The organism is Alicycliphilus denitrificans (assembly GCF_044792555.1).
Lineage (GTDB): Bacteria > Pseudomonadota > Gammaproteobacteria > Burkholderiales > Burkholderiaceae_C > Alicycliphilus > Alicycliphilus denitrificans_A.
On the sequence record NZ_CP126238.1, the window covers coordinates 2,485,467 to 2,507,693 of the forward strand.

At 66.9% G+C, this 22,227-nt stretch carries 24 protein-coding genes; 14 read left to right on the forward strand and 10 right to left on the reverse strand.

The features are described from left to right. Nucleotides 1-156 precede the first annotated feature (156 nt). On the reverse strand, nucleotides 157-2,250 hold the full coding sequence (gene uvrB, locus P7644_RS11820; RefSeq protein WP_404299343.1) for an excinuclease ABC subunit UvrB: 2,094 nt from the start codon (nucleotides 2,248-2,250) through the stop codon (nucleotides 157-159). Between the two features lie 117 nt (nucleotides 2,251-2,367). Between uvrB and P7644_RS11825 the strand changes: the two genes are divergently transcribed. After that, nucleotides 2,368-3,564, forward strand: a complete 1,197-nt coding sequence (locus P7644_RS11825; protein ID WP_404299345.1) for an amino acid aminotransferase — start codon at nucleotides 2,368-2,370, stop codon at nucleotides 3,562-3,564. Between the two features lie 54 nt (nucleotides 3,565-3,618). On the opposite strand, the gene P7644_RS11830 is transcribed toward P7644_RS11825, so the two are convergent. Both P7644_RS11830 and P7644_RS11835 read right to left on the reverse strand, forming a co-directional pair. Further along, complete coding sequence (locus tag P7644_RS11830; protein WP_404299347.1) at nucleotides 3,619-4,872, reverse strand: IS4 family transposase; 1,254 nt, start codon at nucleotides 4,870-4,872, stop codon at nucleotides 3,619-3,621. A 247-nt stretch (nucleotides 4,873-5,119) separates the two neighbouring features. Next, nucleotides 5,120-7,522 carry a YgiQ family radical SAM protein gene (locus P7644_RS11835; protein ID WP_404299349.1) on the reverse strand — a complete coding sequence of 801 codons (2,403 nt, stop codon included), beginning with the start codon at nucleotides 7,520-7,522 and terminating at the stop codon, nucleotides 5,120-5,122. 101 nt (nucleotides 7,523-7,623) lie between these two features. On the opposite strand from P7644_RS11835, the gene P7644_RS11840 reads away from it, so the two are divergent. Both P7644_RS11840 and P7644_RS11845 read left to right on the forward strand, forming a co-directional pair. Beyond that, on the forward strand, nucleotides 7,624-8,214 hold the full coding sequence (locus P7644_RS11840; RefSeq protein WP_404299351.1) for an IMPACT family protein: 591 nt from the start codon (nucleotides 7,624-7,626) through the stop codon (nucleotides 8,212-8,214). Between the two features lie 88 nt (nucleotides 8,215-8,302). Next, nucleotides 8,303-8,506: a putative motility protein gene (locus P7644_RS11845; protein WP_404299353.1), complete on the forward strand. Its 204-nt coding sequence runs from the start codon at nucleotides 8,303-8,305 to the stop codon at nucleotides 8,504-8,506. 16 nt (nucleotides 8,507-8,522) lie between these two features. Here P7644_RS11845 and P7644_RS11850 read toward each other — a convergent pair whose 3' ends face one another. The 4 genes from P7644_RS11850 to P7644_RS11865 all read right to left on the reverse strand — a co-directional run bounded on the left by P7644_RS11850 (nucleotide 8,523) and on the right by P7644_RS11865 (nucleotide 12,353). After that, entirely contained in the window at nucleotides 8,523-9,650 is a 1,128-nt protein-coding gene (locus P7644_RS11850) for an NAD(P)/FAD-dependent oxidoreductase (RefSeq protein WP_404299355.1), read from the reverse strand. A 15-nt stretch (nucleotides 9,651-9,665) separates the two neighbouring features. Further along, nucleotides 9,666-11,006: a D-serine ammonia-lyase gene (locus tag P7644_RS11855; protein WP_404299357.1), complete on the reverse strand. Its 1,341-nt coding sequence runs from the start codon at nucleotides 11,004-11,006 to the stop codon at nucleotides 9,666-9,668. Between the two features lie 69 nt (nucleotides 11,007-11,075). Continuing rightward, nucleotides 11,076-11,408 (reverse strand): SMR family transporter, encoded by a 333-nt coding sequence (locus tag P7644_RS11860; RefSeq protein WP_404299359.1) that lies wholly within the window; start codon nucleotides 11,406-11,408, stop codon nucleotides 11,076-11,078. Between the two features lie 99 nt (nucleotides 11,409-11,507). After that, on the reverse strand, nucleotides 11,508-12,353 hold the full coding sequence (locus P7644_RS11865; RefSeq protein ID WP_404299361.1) for a fumarylacetoacetate hydrolase family protein: 846 nt from the start codon (nucleotides 12,351-12,353) through the stop codon (nucleotides 11,508-11,510). Between the two features lie 151 nt (nucleotides 12,354-12,504). Here P7644_RS11865 and P7644_RS11870 point away from each other — a divergent pair, with 151 nt between their 5' ends. Beyond that, the gene (locus tag P7644_RS11870) at nucleotides 12,505-13,095 is read left to right on the forward strand and encodes a chromate transporter (protein ID WP_404299363.1); all 591 of its coding nucleotides are present in this window, start codon (nucleotides 12,505-12,507) and stop codon (nucleotides 13,093-13,095) included. Between the two features lie 4 nt (nucleotides 13,096-13,099). Next, nucleotides 13,100-13,699, forward strand: coding sequence for a chromate transporter (locus tag P7644_RS11875; RefSeq protein ID WP_404299365.1), 600 nt, complete (start codon nucleotides 13,100-13,102; stop codon nucleotides 13,697-13,699). Here P7644_RS11875 and P7644_RS11880 read toward each other — a convergent pair. Further along, a complete protein-coding gene (locus P7644_RS11880; RefSeq protein ID WP_404303189.1) occupies nucleotides 13,676-14,449 on the reverse strand; it encodes an SIR2 family NAD-dependent protein deacylase in 774 nt (257 codons plus the stop codon). The two genes, P7644_RS11875 and P7644_RS11880, sit on opposite strands and share 24 nt — an antisense overlap. Nucleotides 14,450-14,714: 265 nt before the next feature. Between P7644_RS11880 and P7644_RS11885 the strand changes: the two genes are divergently transcribed. The 6 genes from P7644_RS11885 to P7644_RS11910 all read left to right on the forward strand — a co-directional run bounded on the left by P7644_RS11885 (nucleotide 14,715) and on the right by P7644_RS11910 (nucleotide 17,506). After that, complete coding sequence (locus tag P7644_RS11885; protein ID WP_404299367.1) at nucleotides 14,715-15,068, forward strand: DUF1428 domain-containing protein; 354 nt, start codon at nucleotides 14,715-14,717, stop codon at nucleotides 15,066-15,068. Nucleotides 15,069-15,148: 80 nt separating this feature from the next. Further along, nucleotides 15,149-15,586 (forward strand): VOC family protein, encoded by a 438-nt coding sequence (locus P7644_RS11890; protein ID WP_404299369.1) that lies wholly within the window; start codon nucleotides 15,149-15,151, stop codon nucleotides 15,584-15,586. A gap of 34 nt (nucleotides 15,587-15,620) precedes the next feature. Beyond that, nucleotides 15,621-16,067 carry an SRPBCC family protein gene (locus tag P7644_RS11895; RefSeq protein WP_404299371.1) on the forward strand — a complete coding sequence of 149 codons (447 nt, stop codon included), beginning with the start codon at nucleotides 15,621-15,623 and terminating at the stop codon, nucleotides 16,065-16,067. Between the two features lie 46 nt (nucleotides 16,068-16,113). Beyond that, a complete protein-coding gene (locus P7644_RS11900; protein WP_404299373.1) occupies nucleotides 16,114-16,599 on the forward strand; it encodes a VOC family protein in 486 nt (161 codons plus the stop codon). A 61-nt stretch (nucleotides 16,600-16,660) separates the two neighbouring features. Beyond that, entirely contained in the window at nucleotides 16,661-17,047 is a 387-nt protein-coding gene (locus P7644_RS11905; protein ID WP_404299375.1) for a VOC family protein, read from the forward strand. Between the two features lie 9 nt (nucleotides 17,048-17,056). Continuing rightward, nucleotides 17,057-17,506 (forward strand): SRPBCC family protein, encoded by a 450-nt coding sequence (locus tag P7644_RS11910; protein ID WP_404299377.1) that lies wholly within the window; start codon nucleotides 17,057-17,059, stop codon nucleotides 17,504-17,506. 3 nt (nucleotides 17,507-17,509) lie between these two features. On the opposite strand, the gene rlmB is transcribed toward P7644_RS11910, so the two are convergent. After that, on the reverse strand, nucleotides 17,510-18,256 hold the full coding sequence (rlmB, locus tag P7644_RS11915) for a 23S rRNA (guanosine(2251)-2'-O)-methyltransferase RlmB (RefSeq protein ID WP_404299379.1): 747 nt from the start codon (nucleotides 18,254-18,256) through the stop codon (nucleotides 17,510-17,512). Nucleotides 18,257-18,401: 145 nt separating this feature from the next. Between rlmB and sstT the strand changes: the two genes are divergently transcribed. Continuing rightward, nucleotides 18,402-19,613, forward strand: coding sequence for a serine/threonine transporter SstT (sstT, locus tag P7644_RS11920; RefSeq protein WP_404299381.1), 1,212 nt, complete (start codon nucleotides 18,402-18,404; stop codon nucleotides 19,611-19,613). Between the two features lie 128 nt (nucleotides 19,614-19,741). After that, complete coding sequence (locus P7644_RS11925; RefSeq protein ID WP_404299383.1) at nucleotides 19,742-20,830, forward strand: GGDEF domain-containing protein; 1,089 nt, start codon at nucleotides 19,742-19,744, stop codon at nucleotides 20,828-20,830. A gap of 19 nt (nucleotides 20,831-20,849) precedes the next feature. Here P7644_RS11925 and P7644_RS11930 read toward each other — a convergent pair whose 3' ends face one another. Next, nucleotides 20,850-21,566, reverse strand: coding sequence for an ABC transporter ATP-binding protein (locus tag P7644_RS11930; protein ID WP_404299385.1), 717 nt, complete (start codon nucleotides 21,564-21,566; stop codon nucleotides 20,850-20,852). 24 nt (nucleotides 21,567-21,590) lie between these two features. Between P7644_RS11930 and P7644_RS11935 the strand changes: the two genes are divergently transcribed. Next, nucleotides 21,591-22,226 carry an arylesterase gene (locus P7644_RS11935; protein ID WP_404299387.1) on the forward strand — a complete coding sequence of 212 codons (636 nt, stop codon included), beginning with the start codon at nucleotides 21,591-21,593 and terminating at the stop codon, nucleotides 22,224-22,226. Nucleotide 22,227 lies beyond the last annotated feature (1 nt).

Genomic DNA, 22,227 nt, shown 5'->3' on the forward strand with positions numbered 1-22,227 from the left:
TGGGGCATTGCGACCGTGGCCGCCGCTCCAAGGCCCCTGCACGCTATGGGCTTATTAGTTGAGTAGTCAGTGGGAGTATAGCACAAATCCCTAGCGATTTTGTCGGGTAACTAGACTGGCCGGTCGCCTTCTCGCCTGGGCGGTCGCCAAATTGACTCATTCAGGCGCCACATGGTCGCCGCCATGGGCGCCAAAAACCCGGTCCTTCAGCCGCGCCAGCTCATCGCGCACGCGTGCGGCCTGTTCGAACTCCAGGTTGCGCGCATGTTCCAGCATGCGCTTTTCCAGGCGCTTGATCTCGCGCGCGATGTCCTTCTCGGACATCTCGTCGAGCTCGGCACGGCGCGCCGCCTCCTGCTCCAGGCGCAGCGCCTCCTGGCCCGTCTTTTCGCTGTAGACGCCGTCAATCAGGTCTCTTACCTGCTTGACGATGCTGCGCGGCGTGATGCCCTGCTCCTGGTTGTGGGCGATCTGCCGGGCGCGCCGGCGTTCCGTTTCGCCGATGGCCTTCTTCATCGAATCCGTCACGCGGTCGGCATAGAGGATGGCCTTGCCATGCAGGTTGCGCGCCGCCCGGCCTATGGTCTGGATCAGGCTGCGCTCGGCGCGCAAAAAACCTTCCTTGTCGGCATCCAGGATCGCCACCAGCGACACCTCGGGAATGTCCAGGCCTTCCCTCAGCAGGTTGATGCCGACCAGCACGTCGAACGCCCCCAGGCGCAGGTCGCGGATGATTTCCACGCGCTCCACGGTGTCGATGTCCGAGTGCAGGTAGCGCACCTTCACGCCGTTGTCCGAGAGGTAATCGGTGAGCTGCTCGGCCATGCGTTTGGTGAGCGTGGTGATGAGCACGCGCTGACGCTGCTGCGCGCGCAGGCGGATTTCCTGCAGCACATCGTCCACCTGATGCGTGGCCGGGCGCACCTCCACCTCGGGGTCGACCAGGCCCGTGGGGCGCACCACCTGATCGACGACCTGGCCGGAATGTTGCTTCTCGTAGTCCGCCGGCGTGGCCGAAACAAAGATCACCTGGCGCATCCGGCCCTCGAACTCCTCGAACTTGAGCGGCCGGTTATCCAGCGCCGAAGGCAGGCGAAAGCCATACTCCACCAGCGTGGTCTTGCGCGAGCGGTCGCCGTTGTACATGGCGTTGAGCTGGCCGATCATCTGGTGGCTCTCGTCGAGGAACATCAGCGCGTCCGCCGGCAGGTAGTCGGTGAGCGTGGAAGGCGGCTCGCCCGGCGCCGCACCCGAGAGGTGGCGCGAGTAATTCTCGATGCCCTTGCAGTGCCCCACCTCGCTGAGCATCTCCAGGTCGAAGCGCGTGCGCTGCTCCAGGCGCTGGGCCTCGACCAGCTTGCCCTCCTTGGCAAAAAACTCCAGGCGCTCGCGCAGCTCTTCCTTGATGGTCTCCACTGCCCCCAGCACCACGTCGCGCGGCGTCACGTAGTGGCTGCTGGGGTAGACCGTGAAGCGCGGGATCTTCTGCTGTATGCGCCCGGTGAGCGGGTCGAACAGCTGCAGGCTCTCGACCTCGTCGTCGAACAGCTCTATGCGCACGGCAAGCTCGGAATGCTCGGCCGGGAACACGTCGATGGTGTCGCCGCGCACGCGGAACTTGCCGCGCGTGAAGTCCTGGTCGTTGCGCTGGTATTGCATGCGGATCAGCTGGGCGATCGCCTCGCGCTGGCCCAGCTTGTCGCCCACGCGCAGCGTCATCACCATGCGGTGGTAGCTCTCGGGGTTGCCAATGCCGTAGATGGCCGAGACGGTGGCGACGATGACCACGTCGCGCCGCTCCAAGAGGCTCTTGGTGCAGCTCAATCGCATCTGCTCGATGTGCTCGTTGATGGCGCTGTCCTTCTCGATGAACAGGTCGCGCTGTGGCACGTAGGCCTCGGGCTGGTAATAGTCGTAGTAGCTGACGAAGTACTCCACCGCGTTCTTCGGGAAGAACTCGCGGAACTCGCTGTAGAGCTGCGCCGCCAGCGTCTTGTTCGGCGCGAACACGATGGCCGGGCGCCCTAAGCGCGCGATCACGTTGGCCATGGTGAAGGTCTTGCCCGAGCCCGTCACGCCCAGCAGGGTCTGGAACACCTCGCCATCCTGCACCCCCTCCACCAGCTTGGCGATGGCGCCCGGCTGGTCGCCAGCGGGCGGATAGGGCTGGAACAGCTGGAACGGTGAACCAGGAAACTGGACGAACTGCCCCTGCGCGGCTGCGGCGGGTTCTGTGCTGACTTCATGCATGGCGGCGGTCAACGGCGCGCACCAGCGGCCGTTAAAATTGCGGGTTGACCCGAAAGCCTACTGCACATGGGGTCACGCCAGCCGATTTCCACCCCAGCCTCCCCTCAAGGACTCTTCATGTCTCTGTTCACCGCCGTCGAAATGGCCCCTCGCGACCCCATCCTGGGTCTGAACGAACAATTCAACGCCGATCCCAACCCCGCCAAGGTCAACCTGGGCGTGGGCGTGTACTTCGACGACAACGGCAAGCTGCCGCTGCTGCAGTGCGTGCAGACCGCCGAGAAGGCCATGATGGACAAGCCCGCGGCGCGCGGCTACCTGCCCATCGACGGCATTGCCGCCTACGACTCGGCCGTCAAGGGCCTGGTCTTCGGCGCCGACTCCGAGCCCGTCACCAGCGGCCGCGTGGCCACCGTGCAGGCCATCGGCGGCACGGGCGGCCTGAAGATCGGCGCCGACTTCCTGAAGAAGGTCAGCCCCGACGCCAAGGTGCTGATCTCCGACCCGAGCTGGGAAAACCACCGCGCGCTGTTCACCAATGCCGGCTTCACGGTCGAGACCTACGCCTACTACGACGCGGTGCAGCGCGGCGTGAACTTCGACGGCATGCTGGCCAGCCTGAATGCCGCCGCCCCCGGCACCATCGTCGTGCTGCACGCCTGCTGCCACAACCCCACGGGCTACGACATCACGCCCGCGCAGTGGGACCAGGTCATCGCCGCCGTCAAGGCGCGCGGCCTGACGCCCTTCCTGGACATGGCCTACCAGGGCTTCGGCAACGGCATTGCCGAGGATGGCGCGGTGATCCAGAAGTTCGTCGCCGCCGGCCTGAGCTTCTTCGTCTCCACCTCGTTCTCCAAGAGCTTCAGTCTCTACGGCGAGCGCGTGGGCGCCCTGTCGGTGCTGTGCGCGGACAAGGAAGAGGCCGCGCGCGTGCTCAGCCAGCTCAAGATCGCCATCCGCACCAACTACTCGAATCCGCCCACGCACGGCGGCGCGGTGGTGGCCGCGGTGCTGAACAACCCCGAGCTGCGCGCCCTGTGGGAAAAGGAACTGGGTGAAATGCGCGTGCGCATCAAGGCCATGCGCCAAAAGCTCGTCGATGGCCTGCAGGCCGCCGGCGTCAAGCAGGACATGGGCTTCATGACGCAGCAGATCGGCATGTTCAGCTACTCGGGCCTGACCAAGGACCAGATGGTGCGCCTGAGGAGCGAGTTCGGCGTGTACGGCACCGACACCGGCCGCATCTGCGTGGCCGCGCTCAACAGCAAGAACATCGACTATGTCTGCCAGTCGATTGCCAAGGTGATCTGAGCGCCGCTGGCGCCCCCAGCAATAAAAAACCGCCCTCGGGCTAATGCCAGTCAGTTAAGAGTTTGCTGGCATTTTCTTTGTGGGGAACTTGCTGCGAGATCGCTTGACCTCACGCGGGAAGCTTCGCCCGCTACGGCGTGCAGGAAGTACGAAGTAGCGTGCCTGTTCAAGCAGCAGTTGCAGGTGTCTCGGCAATGCTCCCGCGCGAGCCAGATGCACGGTGTTGAGTGCGCCAATGATGGCATGCTTGGCTGTGTGGAAGCTGATGCGTACCGGCTCAACCTTCACATGCTGGGCCATCAAGCGCATCCAGCGCCTGAGCAAGGTATGCGCAATCAATACGCCCCAGACCTCCTGTTTGACCAACTCCGGCTGCTTGCTGCGCAGCACGCCTGCGCCCTGTTGCAGCGACTGCTTGATCTCACGAAAGCCAAGTTCAATCTCCCAGCGCTGGCAATACATCTGTGCCAGTTGCGATGCGCCAAAGCGTTCGGAGTCGAGCATCGAGGTGATGAAGCGCCTGCTCTTGCCTTGCACCTCGGTCTGGATCAGGCGCGCTTGCCAGTGGCTTGGCAGTTCGGGGCAAAGTTTCCTGGCACGCTGCGAGATGGGCATGCGGATCAACCAGTCGCCCGCGCCCAGACATTGCACGACTTCATGGCGCAAGTTGTCTCTGGCCCGCATGAGCCAGTGGCGTTGCTCGCCTGCGCCCTGCCAGTCGAGCAGGAATGCCGCAGAGAAGTACGCCCGGTCAAACAAAGTGATGGAGTGATCCAGGCCACGCAGCCCAGCAGCAAGCGTCAGCTCCCCTTGGGTGTAGTCACCCAGTTGTGCATCGAGTAGTTCGTGGCTATCGGTGTCCAGCAGGCACACAGCCCGCACCATGGGCCAGGGCTGGGGACCGTACTGCGTCTGACCACTTCCCAGCACTTGGCGGTTGTCTGCGCTGTTGGGCGCAGACCAGACAACGCCATCGACGGCCAGCACGCGCAAGCGCTCTTCGTGCACGGGATGCGATCTGCCCCAGGCCTGCGTGAGCAGCGCAAACAAGTGCTCCAAGGGTTGCGAGCCCAGCCGCTGGCGAACCTGTACGCTGCTGCTGGGAGCTGGTAACTCTTGCCCCTCAAGGGTCAAGGCCATCTCCTGCACCACCTGCCACATGGGCATGTGGCGAAACAAGGCCAGTCCAATGACCAGCCAGATGGCGTGATCTGCAGGCAGCTTGCGCCGACGTATGGATGCCTTGCCGCTGGCATGCAGTGCTTGCTCGATCCACAGTGGATCAATCAGCGCGCCCAACTCAGTCATCGCGTGAGCGGGCAACCCTGCCCAGCTCTCATCCAAGGAGTTTTGCAGTACGGAAGTCAAACGAAAAAGGGAGCATGACGAACATGCTCCCTTTTTACCCGCCTGTGGCGATCTGCTGTCTTAACTGACTGGCATTAGCCCTCGGGCGGTTTTTTTATATGTTTCCAGCCCCAAACACCCTACTGACAAGCGATGACAGCTATCAATATTGATAGCAACAGCGGCGCCGCGTGGGCCAGGGCCGGGCTCAACGCTGCTTGCGCGGCGGCAGGCCCGTGTGCTGGGTCAGGATCTGGCCGGGCCGAGGCTGGGCACCAGCCTTGCCCGCCGGTTTACCCGCACCGCGCCCGGCAGTCTGCGCCCCGGCCTTGGGCTTGGCCGTGTTGGCACGTGCCTGATCCAGGGCCATGGTCGGGATGACGTGGTACTTGGCCTTGTCCCCCTTGTGGCATTGCCCCGACAGCGGCTGGTAGGTGGGAATGAGGTGGTGCTTGCCGTTGCCGATGAGATCCGCGCGCCCCATGGCCTTGAGGGCGTCGCGCAGCAGCGGCCAGTTGTTCGGATCGTGATAGCGCAGAAAGGCCTTGTGCAGGCGCCGGCGCTTCTCGCCGCGCACCACGTCCACCTTTTCGCCACGTTCATCGCGGTGCACGCCCTTCAGGGTGTTGATGCCGGTGTGGTACATGGCCGTGGCCGTGGCCATGGTGCTGGGGTAGAAGGTCTGCACCTGGTCGGCGCGAAAGCCGTTTTTCTTCAGCCAGATGGCGAGGTTCATCATGTCCTCGTCGCTGGTGCCGGGGTGGGCGGCGATGAAGTACGGGATCAGGAACTGCTTCTTGCCCGCCTCCTGCGTGTACTTCTCGAACATCACCTTGAACTTGTCGTAGTTGCCGATGCCCGGCTTCATCATCTTGGTGAGCGGGCCGGCTTCGGTGTGCTCGGGGGCGATCTTCAGGTAGCCACCCACATGGTGCTGCACCAGTTCCTTGACGTACTCTGGCGACTGGATCGCCAGGTCGTAGCGCAGGCCCGAGCCGATGAGGATCTTCTTGATGCCCTTGATGCCCCGGCCCTTCTTGTAGATGCTGATGAGCGGGTCGTGGTTCGTCGTCAGGTTCTGGCAGATGCCGGGGTAGACACAGCTGGGTTTGCGGCAGGCGGCCTCGATCTCGGGCGTCCGGCAGCCCAGGCGGTACATGTTGGCCGTGGGGCCGCCCAGGTCGGAGATGGTGCCGGTGAAGCCCTGCACCTTGTCGCGCACGTCCTCGATCTCGCGCAGGATGGAGTCCTCGGAGCGGCTCTGGATGATGCGCCCTTCGTGCTCGGTGATGGAGCAGAAGGTGCAGCCGCCAAAGCAGCCGCGCATGATGTTGATGGAGAAGCGGATCACCTCCCAGGCCGGGATCTTGGTGGCGCCGTCATGGCGGCCGTGCTCGTCGGCGTAGCGCGGGTGCGGGCTGCGCGCGTAGGGCAGGTCGAAGATATGGTCCATCTCCGCCGTGGTGAGCGGGATGGGCGGCGGGTTCAGCCACACGTCGCGCGCCGTGGCGCCCTCGCCATGCGCCTGCACCAGGGCGCGGGCGTTGCCGGGGTTGGTCTCCAGGTGCATCACCCGGTTGGCGTGGGCATAGAGCACGGGGTCGCTTTTCACCTGCTCGTAGCTGGGCAGGCGGATGACGGTGCGCTCCGGCGGCGGGCGTTTGCCCTTGCCTTGCAGGGCCGGATTGGGCATGAATTGCAGCGGCTTCTCGCCATTTTTTAATTCATTTTGGCCCGTAGCACCCGTGGAACAAGCGCTGGTAGCTATTGAATTGGAAGCATCTTCCTTGGCGCAGCTGCCGCCCTGCGCGGCTGCCTGCTCGCTGGTGGTCTGGTAGGGGTTGATGTGATCCTCCACCGGGCCGGGCTGGTCCACCGCGGTGGAGTCGAGCTCGAACCAGCCCTCGGGCGCGTGGCGCTGCACGAAGGCCGTGCCGCGCACATCGGTGATGCGCTCCACCGGCTCGCGCGCGGCCAGGCGGTGGGCGATCTCGACCAGGGCGCGCTCGGCGTTGCCGTAGAGCAGCAGGTCGCATTTGCTATCGACCACGATGGAGCGGCGCACCTTGTCGCTCCAGTAGTCGTAATGCGCGATGCGGCGCAGGCTGCCTTCGATGCCACCGAGGACGATGGGCACCTCCTTGTACGCCTCGCGGCAGCGCTGGCTGTAGACGATGGCGGCGCGGTCCGGGCGGCGGTTGCCCTCGGCGCCGGGGGTGTAGGCGTCGTCGCTGCGGATCTTGCGATCGGCCGTGTAGCGGTTGATCATGGAATCCATGTTGCCCGCCGTCACGCCCCAGAACAGGTTCGGCTTGCCCAGCGCCTTGAAGGGCTCCGCGCTCTGCCAGTCGGGCTGGGCGATGATGCCCACGCGAAAGCCCTGCGCCTCCAGGGTGCGGCCGATCACGGCCATGCCGAAGCTCGGGTGGTCCACATAGGCGTCGCCCGTCACCAGCACGATGTCGCAGCTGTCCCAGCCCAGCTGCGCCATCTCCTCGCGGCTCATGGGCAGAAAGGGCGCCGTGCCAAAGCGCTTCGCCCAGAACGGGCGGTAGCTGCTCAGGGGCTTGGCGTGGCGCGGAAAGAAGGAGACATCAACAAGGGCGTTCATTAGCAGGCCTGCGGGGTGGGGCGGGCATTTTAAAAGTTTGCGCGCAAAACGCCCGGCATGCCCTTTGGCCGCCAAGGCCATGGGGTAAGCTCGCCGGCCCCATGCCCTACACCTTGAGCGCCCCGGTCCACAGCGAACTCCTCATCAAGAAGAGCCGCTTCATCGGCTGCGTGCAGCCCATGGCGGACCGCGCCGGCGCGCAGGCGGTGGTGCAGGCGCTGCGCCAGCAGCACCCGGGCGCGGCCCATGTCTGCTGGGCGCTGCTGGCGGGCGGGCAGTCGGCCGCGGTGGACGATGGCGAGCCCGGCGGCACGGCCGGGCGCCCCATGCTGGACGTGCTGCGCCACCAGGACCTGGAAGGCGTGCTGGCCACCGTGGTGCGCTACTTCGGCGGCGTCAAGCTGGGCGCGGGCGGCCTGGTGCGGGCCTACACCGACAGCGTGGCCCAGGCCCTGCTGCAGGTCGAAAAAGTGCCGCTGCAGCGCATGAGCACGCTGGAGTGCAGCGTGCCCTACGCTCTGGAGGGGCTGGTGCGCCGCACCATCGACGGCGCCGGCGCGCAGCTGCTGGAGGTGCGCCACGCCACGCTGGTCACGCTGAGGCTGCGCATGCCCGAGGCGCATGCCGCCGCCTTCATGCACGGGTTGAACGAGGCCGGCCAGGGCCGCGTGGTCTGGGAAGAGCCTGGCTGACAGACTGCGAGGCAACGGTCAAATACCGCTTGATAAACCAGTGCTGCAGCCGATAACGGGGCATCGCTTTAGCTTTACGGAGATCTGCATGGACGTCGCCCTCACCCAATCCATCGTCAGCACCGCCAGCGCCCTGGCCAGCCGCGAGATGGCCGATGCCGTACAGGTCAGCGTGCTGAAGAAAGCCATGGACATGCAGGAGACGGCCGCAGCCACCCTGCTGGCCGCCCTGCCCCAGCCACCCCTGGCGACCGAGGGTGCCCTGGGCACGCAGGTCAACACCTACGCCTGATCTTGCGCGGGCCCCGTCAGCGCAGCCGTGCCGGCGACAGCGCGTCGCGCGTGATGCCCTCCTCCACCAGCTGCGCCGTGAGCGGCTCGTCCAGCGCCAGCTGGCGCGCCAACAGGGCCGCGCCCGCCGCGCTCTGTATGCCGTAGCCGCCCTGCGCCGCCAGCCAGAAGAAGCCGGGCACATGCTCGTCCCAGCCTATGACCAGGTCGCCATCGGCCACGAAGGATCGCAGCCCCGCCCAGGTGTGCGACGGACGCCGGATGTCAAAGCACGCCACCTGCTCGATGCGGTGGATGCCCAGGGCCACGTCCAGCTCCTCGGGCATCACGTCGTGCGGCGCCACCGGGTCGGCGTTGGCGGGCGAGCCCAGCAACTGCCCCGCGTCGGGCTTGAAGTAATAGTCCTCGGCAATGCCTATGACCGCTGGCCAGTCGGCCGCGTGCATGCCTGCCGGCACCGGGAAGGTGAAGGCGGTGCGCCGCCGTGGCTCCAGGCCTATGGGCGGCACGCCGGCCAGGCCGGCGACCACATCGGCCCAGGCGCCGGCGGCATTGACGACGGCGCCCGCGGTGATGACATCACCCGCGGCCAGGGTGACGCGCCAGCCGTCCCCCAGCCGCTGCAGGCCGGTGACCTCGGCGTTGGTACGCAACTCGCCACCGCGCTGACGCAGGCCGCGCAGATAGCCCTGGTGCAGGGCGTGCACGTCGATGTCGGCGGCGCCGGGCTCGCTCATGCCCGCGGCCACGGCCTCGGGGCGCAGGCAGGGCACCAGCGCCAGCATCTCCTCACGCGTGAGGCGGCGCACATGGGGGTTGAGCGGCAGGGCCTCGGCGTAGGCGGCCTCCAGCAGATCGAGTTGATCCGGCCCCGCCAGGTACACCACGCCGCGCGGCCTGAGGATGGGCGAGCCGCCGAACCCGGGCGGCGGCGCGTCATAAAAGGCCCGGCTGGCCCGCGTGAGGGCCCGGATATTGGGCGTGCCATAGGTGGCCGAATACAGCGCCGCCGAGCGCCCCGTGGTGTGGTAGCCGGGCTGGGATTCGCGTTCGAGCAGCAGCACGCGCCGCTGCACGGCCAGCTCCCAGGCCATGGAGGCACCGGCAATGCCCGCGCCGATGATCACGAAGTCGTAGGTTTGCATCGGTGATTCTTCCAGTCAAACTGCCAACGCCCGGCCGCGTTGGACGAAACGCTCGTACTCCTCGTCGGGCACGAACAGGCCACCCGTGGTCCAGACCAGGTGCGTGGCGCGCGGCAGGTGCGCCAGCAACCCCTGGCCCCGCAGCCAGGCCTGCCCAGCATCCGAGCCCGTCAGCATGCCCGGGCCGCTGAAGCCCGCGGCGGCGGACGGCTCGATGCGCTCGCCCGTCGCCTCCAGCACCTGCACCAGCTGGCGCAACAGCGTCTCGTCGCGCACCGTGAGGCAGCCCGACAGCAGCGGCGCCATGAGTTCGGCCGCGGGCAGCGAGGCGCGCGGCACGGCCAGGCCGTCGGCCTCGGTCTGGTTGGAAAGGCCCCAGTCGTACACCGAGGGGTTCCCGCCCTGCCCCGCCATCATCTGCAGCATGAAGCAGGGCGACTGCACGGGCTCGGCAAAGAAGCAGTGCACATGCGGCCCCAGCACATGGCGCAGACCAAAGGTGATGCCCGCCGGCGCGCCGCCCACGCCGCAGGGCAGGTAGACGAACAGCGGGTGCGCGGCATCCACCACGATGCCCGCATCGAGCAGCTGCTGGCGCAAATGCAGGGCGGCGGCGCTGTAGCCGAGCAGCAGGGACAGCGAGCGCTCGTCATCCACAAAATGGCTGTACGGGTCGGCGGCGGCCTGGGCGCGGCCCGCGGCCACCGCGCTCTCATAGTCGCCCGCATGCTCCACCACCTGCACGCCGCGCCGGCGCAGGCGCTCTTTCTTCCATTCCTTGGCTTCCAGCGACATGTGCACCACCGCGCGAAAACCCAGGGCCGAGGCAGCCACGCCAATGCCCAGGCCCAGGTTGCCGGTGGAGCCCACGGCCACGGTGTAGCGCGCAAACAGCGTGCGTGCCGCCGGTTCGGCCAGGGCCAGGTAGTCGGCCGGACAGGCCTGCGCGCTTATCAGCCCATGCTGCACGGCCAGGCCCTCGGCAAACTCCAGCACCTCGTGGATGCCGCCGCGCGCCTTGATCGACCCGGCCACGGGCAGCCGGTGGTCGGCCTTGATCCACAGCCGCCCCTGGCCCGGCGCCAGGCCCAGGGCCTGCTGCAGGCCAGCCGCCGGCAGCAATGGCGACTCGATCACGCCGTTGGATGCCGCAAGCTCTGGAAACAGCCGCGCCAGCAGCGGCGCAAAGCGCGCCAGGCGTGCCGCGGCCGCCTGCGTGTCCTGCGCACCAATGCAGCCACCGGCCACGGGCAGCGCCGCGGGCAGCAGCGCCTGCCGCTGCGGGTTGAGCCACAGGCAGGGCTCGGCCCGGCGCAGCAGCGCGGCCGGCGTGAAGTCTTCGAGACCTTGGTTCATGGCATTGACCGCTTTCAAATCAATAGCTGTTAACGCTTGATATATGGGCGTCAGCGGCCTATTTAATCCTCAATGACCGGTGGTCTTGGAGAACAGCTGCATCACCAGCACGCCGCCCACGATCATGGCCATGCCCACGATGGCCGGCAAGTCCAGCCGCTGCCCGTACAGCAGCCAGCCCACGATGGAGATCAGCACGATGCCCAGCCCCGACCACACCGCGTACACCACGCCCGTGGCCATGTGGTTCATGACCTTGGAGACCAGGTAGAACGCGACGCAATAGCCCAGCACGGCCAGCGTGCTGGGCCACAGGCGCGTGAGCCCCTGCGAGGACTTCAGGGCCGAGGTCGCGACGACCTCCGCTGCAATCGAGATGCCGAGCAGGATGTAGGGGTGCATGGTCGGAGTGCTGGCCGCGCCGCCTCTGGTGGCGATATGAAAACAATAGCTGCTTGCGCTTATTGAGTGGGCGTTACAGCCCTATTTCATTCAAAAACCTCATCCGCCCACGCACACCAGGCGTTGCTCGCCCAGGCCCGTGGCGCCCAGGTGCATCACGTCGCCCGCGCGCAGAAAGCGCGGCTCGGGCTTCTGGCCCAGGCCCACGCCGGCGGGCGTGCCGGTGAGCACCAGGTCGCCCGGCTCCAGCGTCATGAACCGGCTGATGTAGGCCAGCACCGTGGGCACATTGAAGATGAAGTTGCGCGTGTTGCCGTCCTGCATGCGCTGGCCGTTCACGTCCAGCCACAGGGCCATCGCGTGCGGGTCGGGAATCTCGTCCGCCGTCGCCAGCCACGGCCCGATGGGGGCGAAGCTGTCGCAGCCCTTACCCTTGTCCCACTGGCCGCCGCGCTCCATCTGGTAGCTGCGTTCGGACACGTCGTTGGCCAGCACATAGCCCGCCACATGGGCGAGCGCATCGCCCACGGGCACCTGCCGCATGCGCGTGCCGATGACGACGCCCAGCTCCACCTCCCAGTCGGTCTTGAGCGCCTCGGGCGGAATGCGCACCGGGTCATTCGGCCCCGACAGGGCGCTGGTGGCCTTCATGAACAGTATGGGCTCGGCGGGCGCGGGCAGGCCGGCCTCGGCCGCGTGGTCGGCGTAGTTCAGCCCCACGCAGACGATCTTGCCTATGCCGGCCACGGGGCAGCCCAGGCGCGTGCCCGGCTCCACGGCCGGCAGGCGCGTGGCGTCTATGGCCGCCAGCGCGGCCAGCGTGCGCGGGGCGAGCTGCGCCGGGCCGATGTCCGGCAGCAGCATGGACAGGTCGCGCAGCACGCCCTGGGCGTCGATCAGGCCGGCGCGCTCGGCGCCGGCAGGTCCGTGGCGGACGATTTTCATCAGGTGTCTCCCGGTAAGTTGCTTCAGGCCGGCCGATCTTATGCCCCAGGCTCCATCTCACCAGCTGATGGGCGCATCGCATTCGGTGATGGCGGCTGCACGGCAGCCATGGCCCGGTCCGCGTACCATGGCGGGCTTCACCGCGCCTGCCATGTCCACCCCTGTCCTCCACACCACCTCTGCCGACGCACGCCCGCGCCCCCACAGCCTGGGCGAGTTGTTCTGGGCCTTCACCTGGCTGGCGCTGCAGGGCTTTGGCGGCGTGCTGGCGGTGGTGCAGCGCGAGCTGGTGGAGCGCCGGCGCTGGATCACCAACGATGAGTTCGTCGAGGACTGGGCCGCCGCGCAGATACTGCCCGGCCCGAACGTGGTGAACCTGTCCATCATGGTGGGCGACCGCTACTTCGGCCTGCGCGGCGCCCTGGTGGCAGTGGCCGGCATGCTGCTGCTGCCCATGCTGCTGGTGGTGGCCGTGGCCGCGATGTACGCGGCCTTCGCCACCCATCCCATGGTGGCTGGCGCGCTGCGCGGCATGGGCGCCGTCGCCGCCGGGCTGGTGGCGGGCGTGGGCTGCCGGCTGGCGGCCTCGCTCGCCAGGCACCCACTGGGGCCCCTGCCCTGCGGCCTGATCACGGCCATCACCTTCATCGCCATGAGCGTGCTGCGCCTGCCGCTGGCCTGGGTGCTGCCCGTGGTGGGCGGCATGGCCTGCACCCTCACCTGGCGCAAGCTTCCTGCCTGACGCCATGGCCACCGCTCTGACCTTGCATCTTCAGCCCCTGGATTGGCTGAACCTGTTCCTGTATTTTTTGTCGATCTCGCTGCTGGCCGTGGGCGGCGCCATCGCCACGGCACCGGACATGCACCGTTTTCTGGTCGAGCGCCAGGGCTGGCTGACGGAGCTGCAGTTCAACACCTCCATCGTGCTGGCCCAGGCGGCCCCCGGCCCCAACGTGCTGTTCATCGCCCTGCTGGGCTGGAACCTGGGACTGAACACGGGCGGCGGCACGCCACTGGCCTGGGCCTTTGGCGCGCTGGGCGTGCTGGTGTGCATGCTGGGCATCCTGCTGCCCAGCTGCGTGCTGACCTGGGCCGCCACGCGCTGGGCGCACCGCAACCGCGAGCGCCGCTCGGTGCGCGCCTTCAAGCAGGGCATGGCGCCGCTGGTGATCGGCCTGATCCTGGCCACTGCCTGGGTGCTGGCCCGCGCCCAGGGCGATGCGGCGCGGGACTGGCCGCTGTGGCTGCTCTCCGCCGCCACCACGCTGCTGGTGTGGCGCACGCGCCTGCACCTGCTATGGCTGCTGGGCGCGGGGGCCCTGCTAGGCGCGCTGGGCTGGGTCTGACTCGTCCGCTTGCAGCAGCGCGGGCAGCAGCTGCGCCGACGGGCCGCGCAGCACGGCATGGGCAATGCCGTCGAGCTCGCTGGGCGCGGTGTTGATCACCACCACGCGCGCGCCGGCCTGGCGTGCCTGGTGCGCGAGGCCCGCCGCCGGATAGACGGCGCCGGCCGTGCCCACGACCAGCATCACATCGCAGCCCTGTGCGGCCTGCTGCGCTGCCTCCAGCGCGTGCAGCGGCAAGTTTTCGCCAAACCAGACCACGCCGGGGCGCACCAGATTGCCGCAGCCTGGACAGCGCGGCGGGCGGCCCGGCACGGCATGGGCCAGGTCGCAGCAGGGGCGCGGGCGGTCCAGCCAGCGGTTGTCCACAATATTGCCGTGCAGGCACAGCACGCCCGCGCTGCCCGCCTGCAGGTGCAGGCCGTCCACGTTCTGCGTGATCAGCGTGAGCCGGCCTGGATGGCGCCGCGCAAACGCCGCCAGCGCATGGTGGCCGGCATTGGGCTGCACTCCGTGCAGCCGCTCGCGCCGCTCGGCATACCAGTCCCACACGCGCTGCGGGTCACGCCGGAAGGCCTGCTCGGTAGCCAGATCCTCTGGCCGATAGCACGCCCACAGGCCGGTCTGCGCGTCGCGGAAGGTGGGCACGCCCGACTCGGCGCTGACGCCGGCGCCGGTCAGTACGGCAATATGACGCGCCTCCTGCAGCCAGGCGTGGGCCAGGTCAAGAATATGGTGATGGCTGTCGTGCATGGCGGCACATGGTAGCGAAGCCTCGGCCAGCAGGCCCTCGACCATTGCCACCCGCCGCTCGAACGGTTCCATGCCGCTGGCAGCGCGCGCCGCGCGGCGCATGCGGTGCGAAACAGGCCCGGCTCCTGCCGCGCAAAGCGCAGATAGATTGGCACGGCATCGGACATGCGCGACATTCTTACCAGGTTTTACATCGACGCCGCGCACTGCCAGCCGCCGCGCGCGTATACAGGCACAGGCGCATCGTCCACCAAGGAGTTGAAGCATGAGATCCGACAGCTACGTCGACGGCTTTCTGCTGGCCGTACCCAGTGCCAACAAGGAGATCTATCGTCAGCACGCCAGCAGCGCTGCGCAGCTTTTCAAGGAGCACGGCGCGATCGAGTTCATCGAATGCTGGGGCGACGATGTGCCCCAGGGCAAGCTCACCTCCATGCCGATGGCCGTCAAGCTCAAGGATGACGAGACCGTGGTGTTCTCGTGGGTGGTATGGCCCTCACGCCAGGCACGCGATGCCGGAATGAAGGCTGTCATGGACGACCCGCGCTGCCCCAGGGAAATGCCCTTCGACGGCAAGCGGCTGATCTACGGTGGCTTTCGCGTGCTGGTGAGCGCGTAAGTCGATATCCGCAGCGCTCAAGCACAGGTTCGGCGACGCCGGATTCCGTCACGCACCACCTCCAACGCCAGGAGACTCAATTGCAATTCACCCCCTACCTCAATTTCGACGGCAACTGCGCCGAGGCCTTCGCCTTCTACGCCAAGCTGTTCGGCGGCGCCATCGTCCACCAGAGCACCTTTGGCGAGATGCCCGCCACCGAAGGCATGCCACCACTGCCCGAGCCGGCCAGAAATCGCATCATGCATGTGCATCTGCAGCTCAAGGAGCAGTCGCTGATGGGCTCTGACGCCATGCCTGGCGCAGACACCAGCTGCGGCGGCTATCAGGCGCCGCAGGGACTGTGGGTGTCGATCCAGGCCGCCGACGTGGCCGAGGGCCAGCGCCTGTTCGACGCCCTGGCGCAGGGCGGGCAGACCGCGATGCCCTTTGCCGCCACCTTCTGGTCGCCCGGCTTCGGCATGGCGCGCGACCGCTTCGGCACGCCGTGGATGGTGAACGTGGTGGCGCAGGCCTGAGCCCCGACGCATCAATACCCCCGAGGAGGGCCCCATGTCCGACAGAACCGTCCATCTTCACCGTGTGCTGCGTGCCACGCCGGAGAAGGTCTATCGAGCCTTTCTCGAGGCCGACGCCATGGCCAAATGGCTCCCGCCCCATGGCTTCACCTGCCAGGTGCACCATCTGGAGGCCCGTGCCGGAGGCACGTTCCGGATGTCGTTCCGCAACTTCGGCGCCGGCAGCGAACACTCGTTCGGCGGTGAATACCTTGAACTCATTCCGGGCCAACTCATCCGTTACACGGATCAGTTTGACGATCCCAAGCTGCCCGGCGTGCTGGAGGTCACCGTCAGGCTCACGCCGGTGATCTGCGGCACGCAACTGAGCATCACCCAGGCAGGCATTCCGCAGGCCATTCCCCTGGAGATGTGTTACCTGGGCTGGCAGGAATCTCTCTTGCAGCTGGCCGCGCTGGTGGAGCCTGAGATTGCGGGTTGAGGCCCGTTCAAGTACACGTTGCCCCGCAAGGGCGTGGAGACGCCTGATGACAAGGCCCGCAAAGAACACCATCTGCCTCTGGTACCAGCGCGACGCCGAGGAGGCTGCGCGGTTTTACGCCAGCACCTTTCCCGATTCGCGCGTCGGCTCCATCCTGCGCGCGCCCGGCGACTATCCGTCGGGACAGCAGGGCGATGTGCTGACCGTCGAATTCACCGTGCTGGGCATCCCTTGTCTCGGGCTCAATGGCGGGCCCGCTTTCAGGCACAGCGAGGCCTTCTCATTCCAGGTCGCCACCGCCGACCAGGCGGAAACCGATCGCTACTGGAACGCCATCGTCGGCAACGGCGGCCACGAGAGCGAATGCGGCTGGTGCAAGGACAAATGGGGCATTTCCTGGCAGATCACGCCGGTGGCCCTGACCGAAGCGATCGCCGACCCCGATCGCGCTGCCGCCAGGCGTGCGTTCGACACCATGATGCAGATGCGCAAGATCGACATCGCCGCCATCGAAGCGGCGCGCCGCGGGTGAAGTGGGCCGCCATCACGCAGCGCCCGGCCAACCCGCTTACTCCACCACACAGGAGATCGACATGAAGCCCAACCCCGTGGTCTGGTTCGAAATCTACGTACAGGACATGGCGCGTGCGCAGCGCTTTTATGAGACGGTGTTCCGGTGCACGCTGCAGCCGCTGGCAACGCCCACCGGGCTGGACGGCAGCATGCAGCTGCTGGCCTTCCCCGGCGACATGACCAGCATGGGCTCGGGCGGCATGCTGGTGAAAATGGACGGCATGCCGTCGGGCGGCGGCGGCACGCTGGTGTACTTCGCCTGCGATGATTGCGCCGTGGAGCAGGGCCGCGTGGAGGCCGCGGGCGGCCAGGTGTTCAAGCCCAAGTTCTCCATTGCACCGCACGGCCACATTGCCCTGGTGGTGGATACCGAAGGCAACTGCATCGGCCTGCATTCCATGACCTGAGCAAGCCCCATGAGCACCGCACCATCCACCGACAACCGCACGCTTTTCACCGAACGCGTGCTGCCCGCCCCTCCAGCGGCCATCTTCGGTGCCATCGCCAACCCGAATCAACTCGCGCGCTGGTGGGGGCCGAATGGTTTTCACAACAGCATTCAGGCCTTTGACTTTCGCCCCGGCGGGCGCTGGCTGGTGACTCTGCACGGCCCCGACGGGCGCGACTACCCCAACGAGTACCGATTTGCCGACATCGCTGCCAATGAACTCGTGGTGATCGAGCATGTCACCGCGCACTGGTTTGAGCTGAGCATCAGCCTGGCGCCCCAGGATGGCGGCACGCGCGTCGGCTGGCGCCAGACCTTTGCCGACGCCGAAAGCTGCGCGCGCCTGGCGCCCGTATGCACGCCCGGCAACGAGCAAAACCTGGACCGGCTGGCCGCCGTGCTGGCTGCGTCTGGCTGAAACTCAGCCGCGCTGGCGCAGCGCCTCGTACAGGCACACGGCGCTGGCCACCGAGACGTTCAGGCTCTCGACCGCGCCCTGCATGGGGATGCGCACCAGTTCGTCGCAGGTCTTGCGCGTGAGTTGGCGCATCCCCGGGCCCTCGGCGCCCAGCACCAGGGCCACGGGCCCCTTCAGGTCGACCTGGTAGAGATTTTTTTCTGCATCACCGCTGGTGCCTACAACCCAGATGTTGCGTTCCTTCAGCTCGCCCAAGGTTCGTGCCAGGTTGGTCACCATGAAGTAGGGCACGGTCTCGGCCGCGCCGCTGGCCACCTTGGCCACGGTGGCGTTAATGCCCACGGCATGGTCCTTGGGCGCGATCACGGCGTGCGCACCCGCGCCATCGGCCACGCGCAGGCAGGCACCCAGGTTGTGCGGGTCGGTCACGCCGTCAAGCACCAGCAGCAAAGGGTTCTGCACGCCATCTGCCTCCAGCTGGTCGAGCAGGTCATCAAGCGAATGCAGCTGCGCCACGGCCTCGACGCGCGCGGCCACGCCCTGGTGGCCATGGCTGCCGGCCAGCTTGGCCAGGCGCAGGCCGTCGGCCTCGATCAGGCGCACGCCTGCCTCCTTGGCGCGCGCGAGAAACTGGCGCATGCGCGCGTCGCGGCGCGTGGCTTCGTAATACACCTCGATGATGGATTGCGGCGCCGTCTTCAGGCGCACGCCCACGGCATGAAAGCCGAACAGGACTTTGGGGGAGGACATGGGGGCGATTATCCGGGCTTGTGGGCCGGGCTTTTAGAATCGCGCCCACATCACTCCACGAGCCCCCTGGCCACCCGCCATGGCGCAAGCGCCCGGCCTGCCCACTTCGCAGGCGCGCGCGGCTCCTTCCTGACCGTTTATCACCATGATCCTCTCTCCCTTGCTGCGCTGGGCGCAGCGCACCAGCTTGGTCACACAGATCGCGTTCGCCCTGATCCTGGGTGTTCTACTGGCCGTTGCGTGGCCTGCCGCCACGCCCGCCGTGGCGTTCCTTGGCAACCTGTTCATCTCCGCACTCAAGGCGATTGCCCCGGTGCTGGTGTTCGTGCTGGTAATGGCCGCCATCGGCAACCACCGCCCGGGCGAAAACACGCACATGCGCCCTATCCTGCTGCTGTACGCCATTGGCACGCTGGCCGCGGCCGCCGTGGGCGTGGCTGCCAGCATGTGGTTTCCCAGCACCCTGGCCCTAAACACTGCGGCCCAGGGTCAGGCCGCACCAGGGGCGGTCTCCGAGGTGCTGCTCAACGTGGTAAGCAGCATGGTGAGCAATCCCGTGAAGGCACTGCTGGAGGCCAACTACATCGGCATCCTGGCCTGGGCCGTGGCCCTGGGCGTGGCGCTGCGCCATGCCAGCGAATCCACGCGCGAGGTGCTGCAAGACGGCGCACAGGCCGTCACGCGGGTCATCCAGTGGGTGATCCGCTGCGCACCGCTGGGCATCCTGGGCCTGGTGGCTGCCACCTTTGCCGAAGCCGGCATGCAGGCGCTGTGGAGCTATGCCCATCTGCTGGCCGTGCTGCTGGGCTGCATGCTGTTCGTGGCGTTGGTGGTCAACCCCCTGATCGTGTTCCTGACCATCCGCCGCAACCCCTACCCTCTCGTGCTCACCTGCCTGCGCGAGAGCGGCGTGACGGCCTTCTTCACGCGCAGCTCGGCCGCCAACATCCCCATCAACCTGGCCCTGGCCAGGCGTCTGAACCTGAGCGAGGAGACCTACAGCATCGCCATTCCGCTGGGCGCCACGATCAACATGGCGGGCGCGGCGATCACCATCAGCGTGCTGTCGCTAGCCGCCGCCCACACGCTAGGCATCCAGGTCGATGTGCCAACCGCCCTGCTGCTGTGCGTGGTGGCCTCGGTCTGCGCCTGCGGCGCATCGGGCGTGGCAGGTGGCTCGCTGCTCTTGATCCCGCTCGCCTGCAGCCTGTTTGGCATCGGCAACGACGTGGCCATGCAGGTGGTGGGTGTGGGCTTCGTCATCGGCGTGCTGCAGGACTCGGCCGAGACGGCGCTGAACTCGTCCACCGACGTGCTGTTCACGGCGGCGGCCTGCATGGCGCCGCGACGCGCTTAGAGCCTGCGGAATCATTGCAAGCGGCAGTACGCGGCATTGCATGGTTAATATCTAGTTGCAAAATTTGCGGCTTGTGATGTGATGGTGAGAAAAGACAGCTCCCCGCATCGAATCAGGACGGTAGCCGCATGCCCTCACAAACTCTGGAGCAGGTCGATGGCCGCCAGAAGCTGCGCCTTCTGCGCCTGCTGATCGCCGTAGCCGTGTACGTGCCCTGTGCACTGATGCTGGCGATGGTGAGCTGGCAGGGCTTTCTGCCGCCATGGTTCGCCCCCGTCTGGGCGGGAATTTTTGCCGGCACGAATGTCTTTTTCTTTGTGCTGATCAAGAGCGGCATCAACCTCCAGCTACGGGATCCGAGCATGACCATGGGGCAAATGGCGGTCGCCATTGGCGCGGTGGCGTTCATTCTCTACCACGCGGGCGCCATCCGTGGGGGCCTGCTGATGCTGCTGCTGGTGATCCTGCTGTTTGGCGCACTGCGGCTGACGACGGCCGAGCTGCTGCTCATGGGCGCGCTGTCCTCGGCCGCTTATGCCGCCGTCATCATGCTGCTCAGCACCAATCGGCCCGACGAGATAAACCTGCGCGTCGAATGGCTCCAGTGGACCAACCTGACGATCACGCTGGCGGTGTTGTGCCCGCTGGTGGGCTACTTGAGTAACGTCCGGCGCCGCCTGCGGGAATCGCTGCGCATGATCAAGGAAATGGCGCAGCGCGACGCTTTGACCGGCGCGTTCAACCGCCATCACATGAGCGAGGTGCTCGACCGGGAGATCGGCCGCTGCGAACGCGGCGCGCCCGCCTTTCTCGTGCTTATTGCAGACATTGATTACTTCAAGCAGGTCAACGACGCCCATGGCCACCTGGTGGGCGACCAGGTGATCAAGGCGGTCGCCGTCAGTACGCAGGATATTCTGCGCAAGGCCGACTACATGGCCCGTTATGGGGGCGAGGAGTTCGTGCTGATCATCGCCGCCAACGATGTCGCCGAGGCGGGTGCCGCCTGCGAACGCATCAGGACGAACGTGGAGCAACTGCCCATCCCCGAACTGCAGTCGCAGGGCGTGACCATTTCCGTCGGCGGGACCTTCTACCGCCATGGCGACACGCAGGTATCCATCCTCGGCCGCGCGGATGCCGCGCTCTACCGGGCGAAAAACGGCGGGCGCAACCGGACCGAACTGGACGCCGCCGCGCTGGCGGTCACCAACTGAATCGCGGATCGCCCCGCATTTACACCAACCGCCCGGCCTCGATGGTGATGCGCCGGTCGCAGCGCTCGGCAATGGCTCGGTCGTGCGTCACCAGCACCAGGGTCGTGCCCTGTTCGCGGTTGAGTGCGAACATCAGCTCCATGATGGTCTCGCCGGTGGCAAAGTCCAGGCTGCCCGTGGGCTCGTCGGCCAGCAGCACGGCGGGCTCGACCACGAAGGCACGCGCCAGCGCCACGCGCTGCTGCTCGCCACCGGACAGTACCTTGGGGTAATGTGACAAGCGCTGGGCCAGACCCACGCGGCCCAGCATGTCGGCCGCGCGTCGGCGCGCGTCGCGATGGCCGGCCAGCTCCAGCGGCAGCATCACGTTCTCCAGCGCCGTGAGGTTGCCCAGGAGCTGGAAGCTCTGGAACACAAAGCCTACCTTGCGCGCCCGCAGCGCGGCGCGCTCATCCTCGTCCAGGACAAACAAATCCTGCCCCGCCAGATGCACCGTGCCGCGCGTGGGCGTGTCCAGGCCGGCAATGATGGACAGCAGCGTGCTCTTGCCCGAGCCCGAGGCGCCGACAATGGCCACGGTTTCCCGCGCAGCAAGACGGAAATCGATATCGCGCAAAATCTCCAGGGTGCCCGTGGAGTCGGTGACGGACTTGTACACATGCTCCACGGCAATGATGGCGTCTGGCGGCACGCTCGCCTGCACTGGTTTGGCCGCAACGGCAATGGCTTCGGACATGAAAGGCTCTCGGTAGTGATTCCAATGATTAGGCGTGACTTTATCGTGGCCGGCACCCTGGCCCTGCTGAACGCAGCGCCCGCTCTGGCGCGGCAAGGCGCCAAAGCACCTGTGATCCTGGTGGTCGGCGACTCGCTCAGCGCCGAATATGGCTTGGCACGCGGCAGCGGCTGGGTGACGCTGCTGGAGCAACGCCTGGAACGGGAAAAAATCCAGGCCAAGGTGATCAATGCCAGCGTCAGCGGCGATACCACGGCCGGTGGCCGCGCACGCCTGGCCACGCTGCTCCAGGCGCATCAACCGACGCTGGTGGTGCTGGAGCTCGGCAGCAACGACGCCCTGCGCGGCCTGCCCTTGGCCAACACCCAGGACAACCTGGCATGGATGACCGAGCAGTCACAGGCCGCCGGCGCGCGCGTGCTGCTGGTGGGCATGCAGATGCCGCCCAACTACGGAGCCGACTATGGGCGACGCTTTGCCGGCCTGTTCGAAGCCGTGGCCAAGGAGCGCAAGGCAGCGCTTGTGCCCTTCCTGCTCAAGGGGGTGGCCGACGTGCCCAACGCCACGGCGCTGTTCCAGCCCGACCGCATCCACCCGCGTGCCGAGGCTCAGCCGCGCATGCTGGACAACGTCTGGCCCGAACTGCGCAAGCTGCTGTAGT